At 59.5% G+C, this 15,870-nt stretch carries 18 protein-coding genes; 5 read left to right on the plus strand and 13 right to left on the minus strand.

Features of this window, described 5'->3' with window-relative positions; translation table 11 throughout:
• Positions 1-144: 144 nt before the first annotated feature.
• Positions 145-558, minus strand: a complete 414-nt coding sequence (locus OO12_RS20635; protein WP_034160595.1) for a hypothetical protein — start codon at positions 556-558, stop codon at positions 145-147.
• Positions 559-1,024: 466 nt separating this feature from the next.
• Between OO12_RS20635 and OO12_RS20640 the strand changes: the two genes are divergently transcribed.
• Entirely contained in the window at positions 1,025-1,600 is a 576-nt protein-coding gene (locus OO12_RS20640; RefSeq protein WP_034160596.1) for a hypothetical protein, read from the plus strand.
• A gap of 26 nt (positions 1,601-1,626) precedes the next feature.
• Here OO12_RS20640 and OO12_RS20645 read toward each other — a convergent pair whose 3' ends face one another.
• The 8 genes from OO12_RS20645 to OO12_RS20680 form a co-directional block, all read right to left on the minus strand.
• Positions 1,627-2,700, minus strand: coding sequence for a suppressor of fused domain protein (locus tag OO12_RS20645; protein ID WP_034160597.1), 1,074 nt, complete (start codon positions 2,698-2,700; stop codon positions 1,627-1,629).
• Between the two features lie 88 nt (positions 2,701-2,788).
• Complete coding sequence (locus tag OO12_RS20650) at positions 2,789-3,238, minus strand: hypothetical protein (RefSeq protein ID WP_034160598.1); 450 nt, start codon at positions 3,236-3,238, stop codon at positions 2,789-2,791.
• An 85-nt stretch (positions 3,239-3,323) separates the two neighbouring features.
• A complete protein-coding gene (locus tag OO12_RS20655; RefSeq protein ID WP_034160599.1) occupies positions 3,324-3,587 on the minus strand; it encodes a hypothetical protein in 264 nt (87 codons plus the stop codon).
• Positions 3,588-4,161: 574 nt separating this feature from the next.
• Positions 4,162-4,398: a tautomerase family protein gene (locus tag OO12_RS20665; RefSeq protein ID WP_034160601.1), complete on the minus strand. Its 237-nt coding sequence runs from the start codon at positions 4,396-4,398 to the stop codon at positions 4,162-4,164.
• 21 nt (positions 4,399-4,419) lie between these two features.
• Complete coding sequence (locus OO12_RS20670; RefSeq protein WP_034160602.1) at positions 4,420-5,130, minus strand: SDR family NAD(P)-dependent oxidoreductase; 711 nt, start codon at positions 5,128-5,130, stop codon at positions 4,420-4,422.
• A gap of 146 nt (positions 5,131-5,276) precedes the next feature.
• Entirely contained in the window at positions 5,277-6,212 is a 936-nt protein-coding gene (locus OO12_RS20675; protein ID WP_034160603.1) for a LysR family transcriptional regulator, read from the minus strand.
• Between the two features lie 177 nt (positions 6,213-6,389).
• Positions 6,390-6,902, minus strand: a complete 513-nt coding sequence (locus OO12_RS28215) for a hypothetical protein (RefSeq protein WP_152616553.1) — start codon at positions 6,900-6,902, stop codon at positions 6,390-6,392.
• Between the two features lie 509 nt (positions 6,903-7,411).
• Entirely contained in the window at positions 7,412-8,881 is a 1,470-nt protein-coding gene (locus tag OO12_RS20680; protein WP_152616554.1) for a hypothetical protein, read from the minus strand.
• 611 nt (positions 8,882-9,492) lie between these two features.
• Between OO12_RS20680 and OO12_RS20685 the strand changes: the two genes are divergently transcribed.
• The gene (locus tag OO12_RS20685; RefSeq protein WP_034160605.1) at positions 9,493-9,987 is read left to right on the plus strand and encodes a hypothetical protein; all 495 of its coding nucleotides are present in this window, start codon (positions 9,493-9,495) and stop codon (positions 9,985-9,987) included.
• A 67-nt stretch (positions 9,988-10,054) separates the two neighbouring features.
• On the opposite strand, the gene OO12_RS28220 is transcribed toward OO12_RS20685, so the two are convergent.
• The 4 genes from OO12_RS28220 to OO12_RS20705 form a co-directional block, all read right to left on the minus strand.
• On the minus strand, positions 10,055-10,582 hold the full coding sequence (locus OO12_RS28220) for a hypothetical protein (RefSeq protein WP_152616555.1): 528 nt from the start codon (positions 10,580-10,582) through the stop codon (positions 10,055-10,057).
• A gap of 6 nt (positions 10,583-10,588) precedes the next feature.
• The gene (locus OO12_RS20695) at positions 10,589-10,993 is read right to left on the minus strand and encodes a hypothetical protein (protein ID WP_152616556.1); all 405 of its coding nucleotides are present in this window, start codon (positions 10,991-10,993) and stop codon (positions 10,589-10,591) included.
• A 142-nt stretch (positions 10,994-11,135) separates the two neighbouring features.
• Entirely contained in the window at positions 11,136-11,621 is a 486-nt protein-coding gene (locus tag OO12_RS20700) for a hypothetical protein (protein WP_034160608.1), read from the minus strand.
• Between the two features lie 209 nt (positions 11,622-11,830).
• Complete coding sequence (locus tag OO12_RS20705) at positions 11,831-12,439, minus strand: NIF family HAD-type phosphatase (protein ID WP_034160609.1); 609 nt, start codon at positions 12,437-12,439, stop codon at positions 11,831-11,833.
• 210 nt (positions 12,440-12,649) lie between these two features.
• On the opposite strand from OO12_RS20705, the gene OO12_RS20710 reads away from it, so the two are divergent.
• The 3 genes from OO12_RS20710 (at position 12,650) to OO12_RS28225 (ending at position 15,668) form a co-directional block, all read left to right on the plus strand.
• Positions 12,650-13,123 carry a DUF4262 domain-containing protein gene (locus OO12_RS20710; protein WP_235364918.1) on the plus strand — a complete coding sequence of 158 codons (474 nt, stop codon included), beginning with the start codon at positions 12,650-12,652 and terminating at the stop codon, positions 13,121-13,123.
• A gap of 355 nt (positions 13,124-13,478) precedes the next feature.
• The gene (locus OO12_RS20715; protein ID WP_152616557.1) at positions 13,479-14,387 is read left to right on the plus strand and encodes a hypothetical protein; all 909 of its coding nucleotides are present in this window, start codon (positions 13,479-13,481) and stop codon (positions 14,385-14,387) included.
• Positions 14,388-14,453: 66 nt separating this feature from the next.
• Positions 14,454-15,668, plus strand: coding sequence for a phospholipase D family protein (locus OO12_RS28225; protein WP_152616558.1), 1,215 nt, complete (start codon positions 14,454-14,456; stop codon positions 15,666-15,668).
• The last annotated feature ends 202 nt before the right edge of the window (positions 15,669-15,870 follow it).

The raw sequence follows: 15,870 nt of genomic DNA on the forward strand, positions 1-15,870 counted from the left end.
CAAAACGGAAGCTGGCTCGCGGTTTGCGATACCACCGCACCAGAGCCGGCGTCACCGGAAGATCGGTCATTACCACGCCCCCGCGAACCCTGTCCCGCAATGTTACGGGACAGGGCGAGGGATCAAAACGCGGCGAGCGACCGATCAGCGGCAGCGCGCGTCGTTCTTGTCGATCGCCTTGCCGGCGACCGCACCGCCGGCCCCGCCAAGCAGAGCGCCGAGCACGCCAGAACCGCCGGGGGCAATGAGGCTGCCGAGCACGCCGCCGGCGATGCCGCCAACGATCAGGCCGGTGGTGCCGTCATTGCGACGGCAATAATAACGACCATCCTGGCCGCGATAGACGCGGTCATTGTTGCTCAGGCGGCGCTCGCGATAGCGGCGATTGTCCTCGCGATAATAGCGCCCGGCATCATAGCCATTATAGGATGGGTCGGGACGGTTGTAGTCATAGCGGCTATAGTCGCTGTAACGGCCATCGGGACGGCCATCGTCGGGACCGACACAGCCGGTGACCATGGTCGCGGCGGCGACAAGACCGATCGTGAGTGCGCGCATTGCTTCTCTCCTCTTGGGTGCAGGGGTAATGCACGAGCGGCGAATTCGTTGCGTTAGCGATTCAGATGATCTGGTCATGACGGTGACGTCGCGTTCGACCAGTTCGGCGCCACCTGTTCCGGCCTGTTAATCGTCGTCATTTTTTCGACCGGAAAAACTGGCTATTCGGCGCGAAATTCACGCCCATTTTCAGCGCCTTGACGGCACCTCACCTGTTATTGCGCAACAGGTGAATAACAGGTGCGAAAACAGGTGGCCCATTCCTGTTTTCGGGAGAAAAACAGATCAGACCGCCTCCCTGACATTTATAACAATGCGAAAGAGCGGGAGCGGCGGCCGTTCGGCCATCGTTCCATGCCGATACTGCAGGATCAGGGATCGGAACTGAATCGAGCAAGATCGGCAATCGCCACGGTTGATCATGCGCTTGCGCAGGTGCAGGCTATGCCGGAGCGGGGGAAAGCGGATGGCCAATCGATATGTCGAACCAAGCACGGCGCGCCACAGCGTCGAACGTATCGACGGCGTGGAGCAGATCCGCGTGCCGGTGCGGCGGCAATGGTACGCGCTGGTGTTCATCGCGGTCTGGCTGATCCTCTGGACGATCGGCGGCATTGCCGCGATGTCCGAACTCGCGCGGCATTTCGAACCGTTCCTGGTCTTCTGGCTCTGTGGCTGGGCGATCGGCTGGCTATTCGCCGCGTTGACGGTCGCGGGGCAGATCGGCGGCAGCGAGGTCATTCGGGTGGTCAATCGGGACCTGGAAGTAAGCAGCGGTGTGGGTCGCGTGCGCCGCACTTGGCGCTATCGCGGTGATGCGATCCACCATCTGGCCAGCCACGACCCAGTCGTCGGCCCTTTCCAGATGGCATCGCAGTTGCAATGGCCAATCTTCTGGCGGCCCCGCATCGGCGCGGTGAAGTTCGATTATGGCGCAAGCAGGATCTTCCTGTCGGCGGGAGTCGACGAACCAGAAGGCCGGATGATCGTCGACTGGATCGCGCGCCGCTTGCCCGCCAGCGCCAGCGCCGGGTCGCAATAGCCGCAGCTTCGCCGGCCCGGCATCTGCTAGCCGATGGTCTTGACCACCTTGCCATCGGCATCCTTGATCAGGGTCTGGCGGACGTCCCAGCGCACCGTGTCGAGACCCGGCACGGAATAGCTGCCGGCGCGCGGGTGAAGCGTTGCGGCGAGCGCCTCCAACGTCGCGTTGGTGAGAGTCAGGCGAAGTTGCTCATTCTCCGCCGCCACGGCGTTCACACCACCTGGTCCGACCAGGATGCGCTTTTCAGCCCCCCTCAGGTGCAGTTCGTTGCCGAACGGCAAACGAAGCCGCAGCAAGGCGAGGATCGCCTCGACATGCCCGGCGCCGACGGTGATCGTGGTGATGTCCGGGCGCAGCAACCGGCTTTGCCGCGACCAGTCAAGCGCGTCGTTGAACAGCATGCCGGTCGAGGAGCCGTCGCGCGCCGACCCGGCGTCGAGCGCGGCACGGATAGCGGGGCGGTCGAGCAACGACGAACGGGATATATCGGTGATCCAGAGCGGCATATGCGGCAGCAGCGTGTCGAGCATCTTGCGCGCATTCCAGCGCTTTCCAGCCGCCTCTTCATCCACGGTCAGCCCGACGAGCTGCATGAAGGCGACCCGGCCATGCGGCGTGTCGATCGGCGGGACTTCCGGATCGAAGACGAAGGCAAGCGAGCCGATCAGCGTATCGCTCCCCAACGCAATGGGACCGTTGAGGTTCATCCAATGCCCGTCATCGAAGACATTGCCGCTCTGAAAGATATAGCGGGCGAGGTTCTGAAGCAGGCTGAACACCCAGGAGGGCGGGTCGGTCTCGCCGGGATCGCAAGCAAGGCGGAAGGTCAGTTCAAGGCCGAAACCACTGATTTGCGGATCATCGGACGCCTTGTCGTAGAGTTCGGACAGGCCATAGCTGACGAAATGCCAGTGCGGCACCGGGTCGAGACGCTTCCAGGCACTGATGCCGTCGAGCGGATCCTTGCCATTGAGCATCCATGGTATGACCGAGCCGACGTGCCTGGGCTCCTGTCCCGGATAGAGCGGCGCGAAGGCGGCGGTGATCGCATCCCATCCGGGGGCGCTATCTTCTGGTTGATCATCGACTGTAGTCATGGCCGGGTTGTGGCATGAAAACCGCAGCGGGGAAGCCCGGAATGGCGTTACCGAGAATCGCAACGGGAACCGCGAATGACGCGCACGCCTATCCGAGCTGATCACGCCGGGCGAACGGCCTGAGCCGGCCGATCTTGCGCGCGTTTGCATGGGGCAGCCGGGTCTCGAAGCGCCGCGCCTCGCGCCGGGCATCGGTGTCGCCCGCCTGCGCAGCGCGACCCATCCAGCGACGATAGCCCTGCAGGTCGCCGCGATTGAAGCAGCTCATGGCGAGATGCTGCGCGGCATAGGCATCGCCCCGGCGCCAGGCGCGACGATAAAGCCCGGCGGCGCTGGAATAATCGCCCGCAGCACCGAGAGCCTCGACGCGATGGGAGCGTGAATACCAGTTTGCCAGCTCGCGCATGGCGTCGATATTCCCGCGAAACGCCAGATGCTGCATGATCGGCAACCAGAGACCGGGTGTGCCGCCCGCGGCGATCTTCAGCGCCCTGCAATAGAGCCGCTCAGTCCTGGCTGTGTCGGATATGCGAATCATCTCCGCCGCCTGACATGGAAAAGGGCGATGTCGCAATTGAGCCCGGCTGCGATGCACCGCCAGGATGTTTCGCAGCCATTCGTTCCTACTGATTATCGAGCGGCCAGCGGGATTGGGTCGCCTTGTCGCCAAGTCCGATCAGATCGTCATTCGGGCTGTTGGCGCGACCGAGGTCGAGGCCGTTTTCGGAGCGGATCGGTTCCTGCCATGACGGCTGATGCGTCACGGGCCCACTATTGTCATAGGCCTGGCTGCGCACCCGCTTCATGCGTCGCCACATCAGCGGCATGGCGATGAAGGGAAATGCGACGCACGCCGCCATTATCAGAAGATCGATTGCCGCACCCATGATCCGCCCTCCCTTGCCCTCATTACCTTAACCCGGATTTGCCGGGCAATCCTGACAGCACCCTCCAGTCACACCGACAGCGACGTCATCGCGACCGGGAAGACCGGCACCGAAACTGCGGGCGGTCCGGGTCTCCCGCGGAGCCCGGCGCCAAGGACCAGGTTAATTGTCCGTCCCGAGGCCGGGCAACGAAAGCGGCCCGACACCGCCGATCGTTGAACGAAAACCGGCATCGAGCAATGCCGTCACCGGAACGACGGCAGATCACCGATGTGATGCTGCCGAGCGGGATGACCCTTGTCGCCCAGTCGCACTCATCCGACGGAACACAGTCCGGTACATATGCGCCTGCGATGTCCGACGGCCCCGGAAGGTCCGACGCCACCGCAGGCTGCCCGACGCACGCCAAGAGAAAGAAGAATGGCGCGTACCGCATCATTGAGTGAGACTGTCATATCAGGCCGCGACTGACAAACACGGGTCTGGCCGCCCGACCGTTCCCGCACTGCCATCTTCCGCGGCAGCGTTGAATCGCTCCCGGAGGCCACCGGCTCACCAGCGGCCTCCGCTCCGATCAGGTGCCGCCGGCCGCCCGCTTTCTGCGGTATTCCAGCGCCGGCATGCCACCCCAGCCCCAATTCTCGGTCGCGACCTCCTCGATGACGACGAACGTCGATTCCAGCGGTTTGTGCAGCACATCGAGCAGCAGCGCGCTGACGCCTGCGATCAATCGCGCTTTCTCTTCGGCGGTGATGGCATCGCGGCCCGGGGCGGACCCCTCGCGCGTGACCTGGATGGTGACGATGGGCATGACTTGCTCCTTCCTGGCGGATCAATGACCGGCGCTCTGCCCGCCATCGACATGGAGAATCTCGCCGGTCACGAAAGCGGCGGATTCGAGATAGAGGATCGCCTCGACGATATCGCGGATTTCGCCCATGCGCTTGACCGGGTGGAGGCCGGCGAGGAATTCATGCGTCTCCGGTGCGTGCATCGGGGTCTTGATCACGCCGGGCGAGACGGCGTTCACGCGGATGCCGCGCGTGGCATATTCGATCGCCAGCGCCTTGGTCGCCGAGTTGAGGCCGCCCTTGGTCAGATTGGCCAGCACGGTGGGAACACCGGCGATCGCCTGATCGGTCAGGCTGGTGGTGATGTTGACGATGTGCCCGGCCTCCTGCTTGAGCATTTCGGCGACGACGCGCTGCGAGATGTGGAACACGCCGGCGACGTTGGTCGCGATCGCCGCGTTGAAATCGTCGAGCGTGTAATCGGTGAATGGCCTGGCGAGGAAAATGCCGGCGCTGTTGACCAATGTGTCGATGCGCCCGAAGCGCGACATGGCTTCGGCGACGACGCGATCGGCGGTGGCGGGATCACCAATGTCGCCCGCGACGGCGAGGATGTCGGGGTCATTGCCCTGCCTGATCGACCGCGACGTCGCCACGACACGGTAATCGCGGTCGCGATAGGCCTTGACCACCGCCGCGCCGATCCCTTGCGATGCGCCGGTGACGATGACTGTTTTCTGTTGGTTGCTCATGATCTGCCTCGATGATGATCCGGTGGCGTGGTTGCCATCGGCTGGCCTTTCGGGCCGGTGACTCTCATCTAGGCTCGACCGGACATCGGCAGAATATTCGACATGCGCAGATCACTCTTCCGTGAATCGGAAGAATGGCATCATGCCTAACCGTGGAAGGCGCTGGCCTCGGCCGACAGCCTGGCGAATTCGGCGCGGAGCCGGGGTGCGGCGAAATCGACGAACGCACGCACCTTCGGAATCAGGTTGCGGCCATTGGGCAAGACGAGATGCACCGGCAGCGGCGGGAATTCGGCATCGCGCAGCACGATGCGCAACGCGCCGTCGAGCACGCGCTCCGCGACGTGATAGGTATAGAGCCGGGTCACGCCATGCCCATCGACCGCCGAGGCCAGCGCGGCCCGGACGCTGTTGACCAGCAGGCGCGGCTTGAAATGGACCGATCGGGCGATCGAGGAACCCGGCGCCGGCGGAAAGACCCAATTGTCATGGCCGAAATGGGTGGTGGTGACGATGCGGTGCCGGGCCAGGTCGCCCGGTTCGACGATGCGAGGATGTTCGGCGAGATAGCGCGGCGACGCGACGATCACCCGCTTCACGTCACCGCCGACGCGGATCGCGACGAGCGACGAATCCGGCAGTTCGCCAACACGCAGCGCGATGTCGATGCCCTCCTCGACCAGATTGGCATGGCGGTCGAGCAGCACCAGATTGACCGAGACGGCGGGAAAGGCCGCGAGATAGGCATCGACGATCGGGCGCAGGATTTCCTCGCCGCTGATCGGCGGCGCGGTAATGGTCAGCGTCCCGCGCGGCGCGGCGCGCTCACCCGCGGCGGACAGATCGGCCTCTTCCAGATCGACCAGGACGCGCCGGCACGCGGCGGCATAACGCTCGCCCGTCTCACTGAGCTTCATCGTCCGGGTGGTGCGATGGAGCAATTCCGCGCCGACATGCGCCTCCAGAAAGGCAATCGCCCGGCTGACCGCGGCCGGCGACCGCCCGAGCCGCCGCCCCGCGCCGGCCAGACTGCCCTCCTCAAGCGCCGCGATGAACACTTTCATCGCCTCGATACGGTCCATGGTCACGCTCCGTCGGGGAGGAATAGGGGGCTTGCGCGGGATGTCGACAGGTGGCCGGGCTGTGCCGGATCCGAATAACCGGCGCGAGCGGTTTGCGCGCCCGGGCGGCAGCAGGGTCGCGGCGCGGACGCCGCGCCAGCCGTCCGGCGGGGAGTATCGAGAACGGCGTCGGCGACGTTACTCGCGCAATAAGATGCGGCATTTCGGATCATTGGCGATGTCATTCAACACATAATTATTATATTGCTCGGAGTATATTTTCATATTTTCAACCTGATCTCGACAAACATATTCGTCTTTATGGGCTATTTGATACATAACCCCAACTGCCGACCCGACACCAGTTAGCTCCAAATTACATATTTGCTTATACTCTTCGATATTTCTATTTATATTCGTCCAAAGCTTGGAATATTTATAATCATGCAAAGAGGTAAACCCTTCAAGGTCACTTTGCACTTCAATCAACATCCTCTTTCCATTGCGGATATGATTCTTGGCATCCTCCGCCGCATTCCACGGCTTTCTCAAATCCAGATATTGTTTTTCATCGAACTGGAATAAAATCGGGCATTTTCTATTAGCCTCCGCGATTTTTTGTTCCGATATTTTGGATGAATCCGCACAAGATACGACAGATGAGGCGGATAAAAATATAATAACCCCATATATTATTTTAATGAATTTCATATTGCCTCCTCAGTACTCTCCACATCATTCACAATTTTCCTGGATAAGCCCCAAATTCAGATGGACAACAAAGCGGGGCCGGAGCCTACTTGTATAGATCGATCGACATTACACGGCGCAATTCGGCCTGCCTTCTCAAGCACCCCCGTTATATTCTGGATAATACTGCTTTAGATTTTTGGCATGATCGCCGCATAATGCTACATAATTTCTGTCTATCATGTAATAAGCTCATTCCGGCGATCCTATGCCATTCATCGCCACGTTGTGTTTTTCATATTTCTCTCATTATTCCGTGAATATATGATATTTCTCTTCCCTTTTTTGACCTGATTACTGGCGTCTTTTGCGGTATTCCAGCCCGGCTTTCGCAAATCCAGATAAATGTTCTCATCAACATATGTAATTTCTGGCACTAAATTTGAGCACGCCGGCTGCTTTTTTCCGCTGGAATTTAATTACTATTGCATGATTCTAAATAAATTCCTGCGCAATAAATCGAAAATACCTTACCTGCCACGCTCATATGCCTCATAAAACGGTCTCCACACTCCATCCATAAGATATGATTTTCTTGGAATAATGTTCATTTCTTTTCTCAACGCATTTTCTACGTATTTTACGCTGTCACCCATCGTATTTGGTAACAAAGTGTCGATAATTACCTTCTGATCTGGCTTGGACATTTTCAGAAATTCGCTCATGTTCGGACGATTTGCCCCCTTCATCTTCGCTGGATCCGAATAACCGAGAATAGAGTGACCAAGTTCGTGCGCGATCGCGATCGCGAAACGGTATACTGCGGGAACATTGTCAGGAAGATCTTTGACCTCTCCCACCTGGCGGAAGTTAAATAATATCGCACTCCCTTCCCCTGACATTGCCTGCGTCTCCCCGACTGGGCTGAGAAATATCTTTTGCTTCACGCCCTTGTACGCCATGTTCATGATCAGCCTTCGACCGACATTGGTTCCGATCAGTATCTTGAGACCTTCCATCAGATTCTTTTGCGCCTCCCGACGAAGAGGATTATCTCTGACGAAATCTCGGGTATTTTCTATCTGGAAATACTGTTTTATAATCTCATCCGTTTTTCCATTTCTAAACAACACTTCCAACTCCTTCCTCTTACGCCCGGAAGGGAGAAAATTATTTTCGATAATGTCATTGTCGAACGGGATCAGGTCCCTCTGGTAAGCCGTATCCTTCGGCCCCAGCCTGATCTTTTTATAATCCTCCGGCGATCTTGCCGACTGAGCATAGATGTTGGCGGCATGTCCGGGTTGTGAATTGCCGGGCGACGGTTGATCGACCCTGGAGTCCAGTGCCTGCACGGGTGGCGGATTGCCGAACACGGCATCGAACTGGGCCTGGTCGACCGGCGTCCCCACATCCAGCCCGGACATGGCCGATTCCGATCGAGGCTCTTCGCTCTTGAACACCGCTGCGTCCTGCAGGCGCGGCGGCGCCATTTCGCCATTCAGCGGATCGGGCATCGGCCTTTGCCAGACCGCCCCCTGTGTCACCGGCCGCCACACGCCCAAAGCGCGCGCCGCACGAGTCAGCGCTTCGTCGATCTCCGTATCGGTCGCCATGCGCTTATCGCCGGTCAGGACCTGCAGGTCAGTCATCATGCGCGAATAGAGCTGCATCCTGATGCGACGCTGCGCCGCGCCGCCATCCGGCGTCACGGATGGCGCAACCGCTTCATCCGACAGGTCGTCCCGCGAAAGCTCGACTGGCTCCGCGTCCGCCCGGTCATCGGCGAGCGGATCCTCGATCGGTGTGAGGGCGTGGTTTTCCGCCGGCGGCAAATCCACTGGCTCGATCGGGTCGGCCGACGGATCATGATCAAATGGTTCCTGCACAATAGCTCCTGCAATCCCATGCGCGGACGCAACCGGCATGTCGCGGGAGGGTCTAGCGGCGAGCCCGAACTGTTGAATCGGCGGGGATGAGAGGGCCGGATCGGCGCGCATTCCGGCCCGAGGCCGCCACTTGTCGGCGGGCGGTTTTCGCTGCCCCATTTTCCCGCAGCTGCGGGAGTTGTTGCGGGAGTTTCCGGGGGAAAATGCTTTTTGAGGGTTCTGCGGGAGTCTGCGGGAAAAGCTGCGGGAGTTTTGATGGATCCGCACGGGAGTTTTTCGCGCGTGTTGCGGGAGTAACGGGAAAATGGTCCCGCCGAATGTCGCATTATTGTTCTGCCAGCCATGAGAAAGAGCGGGGACGGCGTTCCGTCCGGACGCACGCTGCCAGAAGCGGGCGGCGCATTGAATCAGGGCGGCACCGGATTTTGATGCGAAATCCGCGACCGGAGCTTTGCGAGACCTATAGTGCAAAGGTGCGTACAGAACAAGAACATCCGTGAGACACCGCACCGGATGGCGCGCCCTGCGCCACGCCGCCGGCGCGGCATGGATCCTGCGCCAACCGTGGCGGCGGGGAGCGTTCGCGCTTATGGGCGGGGCATGATTGCCGCATCCAGAACGCCATCTTGCCGTCGGGCCGGCCACGCCGCCGCCGGTTCGACACGATCCGCATCGATAGGCGATGCCCTCGCCCCGCCGGTCGCGACGCCAGGGCGGAGGGCATGACGCGCGGGGCGCGCTGCCTGATCGCCGCAACCCTGGCGCTGGCCGCCGCGCCGGCCGTTGCCGGGCCGAACCCGGTCTATACGCCCGTGCCCGGCAGCGCGGAGCGCACCGCGATCGTCAAGACGCTGCACGGTGGTGACGACGACCCGCAATTGCGTTTCACCTTCAAGCAGTTCCGCGTCGTCCATGACGGCCAGCGCGCGATCGCCTATGTCGAGGGCGACGGCGCGGTCGGCGGCTTCCAGTCGATCCTGACGCGCGACGGCAAGGCCGCGTGGCGCAATGTCTGGGGCGAAGGCGATGGCGGCAGCAATAGCTGCGTGGTTGGCGCGCGGCATTATGCCTGGGCGGTGCGGCTGATCACATCCTATCATGTCGCGCCCGACGCGCTGTTTCCGGGCATTGCCGCCCGGGCGCGTGAGTTGAAGCGCATGGCGAAGACCGACCCCGAGTTGCAATGCGTGGGCGATCTGGACGGCGGCGAGCGGTGAGCGCCGCCGGGTCGCATCGGATGGACCGGAATCGGGGCGAAGCGGCGCACCGCTCCGCCCGGCAATTTCAGCAGGGATGGCCGTTGCAGGTCACGTAACCGCCCGCGGGCAGCGGAATGAAATTCGGCTCTTGCCCCTCCGCGCCCTCGGCACACGCATGATATTGTTCGGAGTAGCAGGCGCCTTCCGAACTATAGCCGTCGCGCGCATAGAATTCCGCGCAATAGTTCCGTGCATCGGCCAGGCAAATGGTCGGCTCCTGCACTCTTTGCGCCAAGGCGGCGCCGGCGGAGAGCTGATACAATATCGCCGCCAGAATGGCTGCGCGTGTTCCGAGACCCTTCATGATTTTCTCCTGTCGAGACCAAATGCCGGGGTACCAGAATTGCGGTTTTATGGTGATACTGCAACGACATAAGCCTCCACTTTGGCTCTTGTCCGACCCCGTACCGGGCGACAGGAAGCTCGCGAAACGCGGCAGGCCGTCGCGACCTTCGGCCCGTTCCGGGAACGCCGGATTGTCGCCGCGCTCCATCAGTTTAGGGGTCAAGCAAGCTGTCGCCGCAATTTCAGAATGGTCGAACGAAACGGGCAACGGGCGTCAAATGGTGAAGCCGATATAGGCGATAAGACCTTCGATCGATTCCGGCAGCACGCCCGCTCTTTCCGCCTCGCCGATATGAACGCGCCGCCATCGCTTGCCGGAACGATGAAGGCGAGCGGCAAGGACCGCCTCGGCATTGTGCCGCAGGCAAGCGGTGATCAGCTCCTGACCCCGATCATCAGGCTCGCGGCGGTCGACCGTCACATTGCCATGCTCGTCGGCGACCATGACAAGCCTCTCACCCGATGCGGAGAATACAGGCATCTCCAGCTCATCCGCCCAATGCTCGAGATAGGATCGCGCATCATCGACGTTACGGAAGATCAACACGCCGCCGGGTCGCTCTATGTCGGGAGCGTCATTCACGATGACGACATCGGCAAGCCAGGTTCGAACGGACATCATGTCTCGTAGCAGCTCAGGGGGCGTTCGCGAATGCCGTCATGGTCAAGGGCGGTGGATCAGGTGGACGGGGCGTGCCGATCGATGACCAGGCGTTCGCCGCCATGGCAAACCCGGGGTCAAGGAAACCGTCGCCGCAACTCTAGCGCGGTGGCGCTTCACTGGATTGCGCGGAAGTCTCGCCGGCATCCTTTTTCACGGGCTGTTGCTTCATGACCGCCCGCCAATCCTGCTCGGACTGCTTGCGGCCGAGACGCGGCCATTCATCCCGTGGACCGCAGGCGAAATTGGTCAATGCCTTGCCGGTCGCGCCGTCATCGGCCTTTTCCCATTTGTCGCGACCGGGCGACATCGTATCGTTCGTTGCCTTGAAGTCTGAATCATAGGTGACCCGAACCTGGCGGGCGGCACAGTTGAATTCGACATGCAGCTCCGCGAAGCGCCGCTCAGCAAGCGGACCAGCCATATAATAGACCGCGGTGGTCAAATCGCCCGCCTTGCCGAGTTGATCGCCGTCGAAAAGGATGGTGAGCCCCTCGTCGGACGGAGCGCGCCAGAGATCGGCGGCAACGGCCTGGGTGGCAGTGAGCGACAGCGTGAGTGCCGTGGCGATCTTCAGGAATGTCACGGCGTTACCTTTCCGCGGGGTGCAGGGCGCAACCGGTTCTACGATCAGTGGATTATGTGGAAAACCCGGGCTTTGTCATCCTTCAATGCCGGGCTGCCTCTAAAACGGCCTTGGCGCGTGAAATGGCTCATCAGCCATCATGCTGTATAATTAAGGGATTATTGCACGTGTCACTGTAATCCTGCACGTGTCACCGTAATCCTGTGACCTTATGCCGACTCTGACCCGGCCCCTGGCAACAATCCCTCTCGCCATCGGCGCTTCTCGATCGTGCGGACGTTCGCTTCATCCTTCAGGGTGGGAAGATAGCGAGCAAGAAGGCTTAGCTCAGTGTCATCCTCCGCTCCCTCGAACACGCGCGGATAGATCGCATTGCCATAATTGCGCACGCACTTTTGCGGCGTATCGTCGAGGATCAGGACGCGTTGCAGCGGCCAGCGCTTCTTCACCTTGGCAAGCGGCTTGACGTAGTGAAGATGATCCCAGGGATCGAGCATATAGCCATCATCATAGGGAGACACGCGGCGCAGCGTCGCCTTGCTCCGGCCCCAGACGAAATGCAGCGCCGCCGGGTCGGGGAAAATCCGATCCACCACCGCCCTGACATAGTCGTCCGACGCCGATGACCAGACGGCAAGGTCGAAGTGGCGCGCGCACTCGGCCAGGAAGGCATCGAGATGAGGCCGGCGGTAGACGTGATAGCCATAGACCGAGAAGTCAGCCGGTCGGTCCAGCGGTTTCTCGGTCGCATAGATCAGCGTCTCGTCCAGATCGAGGATCAGGAGCAGCTTTGAGGATTGTGCTGGCGATAACGGCATGGGCTGACGGATTAGCGTAACGCCGTGGTGCTTGTCTTCATGGACCGACATTATGCGGCTCGATCAGCCTCATCGTGATGCGCAGCGGATTGCGGTATTCGGCGAGCCGCGACCGTCATCCCGCGACCGGCCCAATCGCGATCTTTTGACGCACAGTATCGCCTCGGGCAGACCGGCGTCATGCGAACCGCTCTCGATGCCCCGCCCGATATGCTTGACGCCGGCGAGGCCAACTTTGTCGACAAGGTACGAGACTATGGCTGGTTCGCCACGCACGTCACCGCGGAAGAGGGGCATCCGGGCTTCGCATATACGACCGGCTTCTGGTTGACATTGCAGGTGCCGGAAGTGATCGTGTTTTCGCTCAAGAGCGATATCGCGCACGACGTGCTGTGGGACATGTTCCGGGACGCGAAGGCCGGTGCCCGACGGCCAATGGGCACCTCGGTGCCGGATATTTTCGGCAACACGGACGCTTATCTGTTTCCAATCGCCAAAGCGCATTACCCGGATCATCTCGGCTGGAGCCGCTGGTTTTACGGCGGTGACGACTTTCCGTGCGTCCAGCTGGTCTGGCCGGATCGAGCCGCCCTGTTCCCCTGGCAACCGGGCTTTGATGCTCGCTTCAGCGCGGATCAGCCTGATTTGTCGGAGAAGGGGTGGGTGTCTTCGTTGAGTCAGTGATCTTGGGGCTGTTTCTGAAGTGCGCATTCTGTGCGTGACGATGGGAGATTGGCTTTGGAGAGTTGAGTAAACTGTCACCGTAATTCAAAGGGTTGTCGATGATGTGGGGTTGGCGGCTGTTCGCGAACGCCGGATCGTCACCGCGCCCCACTGGTTTGGGGGTTAAGTAAGCTGTCATCGTAATCCTTGACGTAAAAACTGACACGGGAATTACGGTAACGTCGTATAATGCCCAAGATGGATGCATCTCTAGTTGTCGCCCCCTGTCCTTAGCGTCAGCTTGACTGTGGGGAAAAAGGTAATCTGACCACGGGTGGGGACCCGAAGGCTAGAATACCTTTCAGAGGGGAGCCTCATGAAACTATTACCGATACTCGGATTGCTATCGCTTTCCGGCTGCATGACAGCGCCGCTCGATGAGCCGTCCAGTGCGGGCGAAATCAGGGCTCAATACTCCTACATTCCGCTGGATCCTCTTCCCGTCATCGTCCGGAATGCAAAGGGATGCCCGGCGAAGCCTGCGAACACGTCGATTCTAGATGCGCTGCCAGACAACGCTGTACGGATCGCCATCAAGACGATCAGCGGCAAAGCTGGGACAACCCTCGGGCCAGTGGTGCTGGGGACCAGTGGCAATCGCTATCAGGTGACTCTGGACTATATCAACGCCGACACGACGAATATTCGGTTTCTAATCGGCAAGGAAGTGCCGATCGATGACAAGACCACCCGCATCGAGCCTATAGAAGGCAAGCTGGCGCCAACGGACCGGCTTCGAGTGCAGCGGTTGCCCGAGGACGAGTCGCGATTTAGTTCGCAGACGGATGTCATTATTCCAGTCTATGTCGGTGTCGGGCTCCGACTGACGGCCACGGTCGATGTCCTTAAGGGAAATGTCAATCTGTCGAGCCTGGGCGCAATTGCCGCAAGCGTCGAGGGCGAACGCGCGGCGGGTTCGCTTGTGGTTCAAACTCTTGGAATTAACGGCAAGCAGGTTGCGGCGAGCATTCCGTTACCCAGCGAGTTGAACGCCACCACCATTCAGAATGCGATCCAGAGCCTGGGTTCGATCAAAGCGATCATGTATGATGTACAGAATACACGGGTCGTGCCGCGCGTCGTCGGTATATATAACCCACTCCCCACGGACGACCCGAGGATCATTAACGCCATCGTGTCGCAGCTAGCCGCTTCGCATATTCCATGGTCCCCACCGTGCGGGGGGCTGGGAACGACATCCAATCAGAACGGGGTCGTGGATTGAAGTGGATGCATTGCTAGCGTATTCAATTGACATCGTTGTTCTGCTTTAAACCTCAAAGGTCGTCAGATGAACGTTGAGCTATTAAATTCCAAAAGCACCGCCCATGTTTTAAAACACCTCATTTCAAAATATGATGAGATTCATATTGCTGTGGCATGGGGCTATAATGGCGATTTGTCAGATCATCTTTTAATCAATAGTCACAAATTCTCGTCAGTTACCTTTGGACTGAACGGGTTTGCGACATCACCTGATTTAGTGGATCGCTTGATCAATGTGAAAGGTGCCTACATTGCCAAAGCAAAGCCCGGCATTTTTCACCCAAAAATATACTATTTTCAGTCAGATGAGGCAGCAGAAGCTGTTATTGGTAGCGCCAATTTTACAAAAGGCGGCCTGGATCGGAATCTTGAGGCATGTGTTCACTTAGCTGGCGCGGCGAATGACAAGATTTTCCGGCAGCTTCGTGATGAATTGACTGGCTACGAGGTTTTACGCCGATCGGTAACGAAGCCTTTGGCCGAAAGCTATCGCCAGCAGTTTGACGTAGCTGCTGCCAAGCGCGGCCCTCGCGACCCGGTGCTGCCGGACGACAAAGCTGAGTGGAAAAGCATAAGCTCGACACTGGCGACCATGAGTTGGAACACTTTCGCCAGCCAAGCTCGCCTGGATCCGCATCATAATTTCAAAAAGCGAATGAAGCTTCTCCGCGAGATCCAAGGACTGTTCGCGAACGCGAGTTCGTTCGAAGATATGTCTGTCGCCGAATGGAAGGGCGTTGCGGGCGTCCTCGGCAAGCGGGAGCGTCAGGATGCCGAGCTTGATCACCATGATTGGGGATGGTTTGGATCAATGGGAGGGAACGGAGATTTTGCTAGTCGCGTAGGGTCACGGGATGGCCGGCTGTCTGCCGCCGTAGACGCCATACCGCGCAAAGATCCGGTTACACGGGATCATTTCCAGGAATATTGTGATAAGTTCGAACTAACCTTTGCTGACGCTGACCACAAAGGCGACTATGCAACAGCCACTCGCCTTTTAGCGATGAAGAGGCCCGACACCTTTGTTTGCGTCAATGGAAAAAACAAGGCCACTTTAGCAAAGGCGCTAGGCTTCGCCCCCAGCATGCTGAAGCTCAAAAACTATTGGGACCGAGTCATCGAACCCATCCGCATTTCACCTTGGTACAACGCGCCGCGCCCTTCAGGACGCAATCAGGAATTGTGGGACTACCGAGTCGCGATGCTTGATACAATCTACTACGACCAGAACGCCAAATAGGCGAATTACCGCGGATACCAACCTAAAGCGTTTCTCCGTGGCTTCGGAATACCCTTACTAGCTAGGTGCCTCTCTAAAGCAGCTTCATAGTGGGGAGCAAAACCATCCCAGTTCATCGAATAACATGGATGACAGAGCCACAACTGATAGTGCGCGAGCTGATGTCCCTCGTAAACATGCGGTCCCATCTGGTATGGCCTGC

It is taken from the genome of Sphingomonas sp. ERG5 (assembly GCF_000803065.1).
In the GTDB taxonomy this organism is placed as follows: domain Bacteria; phylum Pseudomonadota; class Alphaproteobacteria; order Sphingomonadales; family Sphingomonadaceae; genus Sphingomonas.

Coding starts and splice junctions, on each gene's coding strand:
- OO12_RS20635 (WP_034160595.1), bottom strand. CDS start 558: ATGCGCGCACTCACGATCGGTCTTGTCGCCGCCGCGACCATGGTCACC.
- OO12_RS20640 (WP_034160596.1), top strand. CDS start 1,025: ATGGCCAATCGATATGTCGAACCAAGCACGGCGCGCCACAGCGTCGAA.
- OO12_RS20645 (WP_034160597.1), bottom strand. CDS start 2,700: ATGACTACAGTCGATGATCAACCAGAAGATAGCGCCCCCGGATGGGAT.
- OO12_RS20650 (WP_034160598.1), bottom strand. CDS start 3,238: ATGATTCGCATATCCGACACAGCCAGGACTGAGCGGCTCTATTGCAGG.
- OO12_RS20655 (WP_034160599.1), bottom strand. CDS start 3,587: ATGGGTGCGGCAATCGATCTTCTGATAATGGCGGCGTGCGTCGCATTT.
- OO12_RS20665 (WP_034160601.1), bottom strand. CDS start 4,398: ATGCCCATCGTCACCATCCAGGTCACGCGCGAGGGGTCCGCCCCGGGC.
- OO12_RS20670 (WP_034160602.1), bottom strand. CDS start 5,130: ATGAGCAACCAACAGAAAACAGTCATCGTCACCGGCGCATCGCAAGGG.
- OO12_RS20675 (WP_034160603.1), bottom strand. CDS start 6,212: ATGGACCGTATCGAGGCGATGAAAGTGTTCATCGCGGCGCTTGAGGAG.
- OO12_RS28215 (WP_152616553.1), bottom strand. CDS start 6,902: ATGAAATTCATTAAAATAATATATGGGGTTATTATATTTTTATCCGCC.
- OO12_RS20680 (WP_152616554.1), bottom strand. CDS start 8,881: ATGCGCGCCGATCCGGCCCTCTCATCCCCGCCGATTCAACAGTTCGGG.
- OO12_RS20685 (WP_034160605.1), top strand. CDS start 9,493: ATGACGCGCGGGGCGCGCTGCCTGATCGCCGCAACCCTGGCGCTGGCC.
- OO12_RS20695 (WP_152616556.1), bottom strand. CDS start 10,993: ATGTCCGTTCGAACCTGGCTTGCCGATGTCGTCATCGTGAATGACGCT.
- OO12_RS20705 (WP_034160609.1), bottom strand. CDS start 12,439: ATGCCGTTATCGCCAGCACAATCCTCAAAGCTGCTCCTGATCCTCGAT.
- OO12_RS20710 (WP_235364918.1), top strand. CDS start 12,650: ATGCTTGACGCCGGCGAGGCCAACTTTGTCGACAAGGTACGAGACTAT.
- OO12_RS20715 (WP_152616557.1), top strand. CDS start 13,479: ATGAAACTATTACCGATACTCGGATTGCTATCGCTTTCCGGCTGCATG.
- OO12_RS28225 (WP_152616558.1), top strand. CDS start 14,454: ATGAACGTTGAGCTATTAAATTCCAAAAGCACCGCCCATGTTTTAAAA.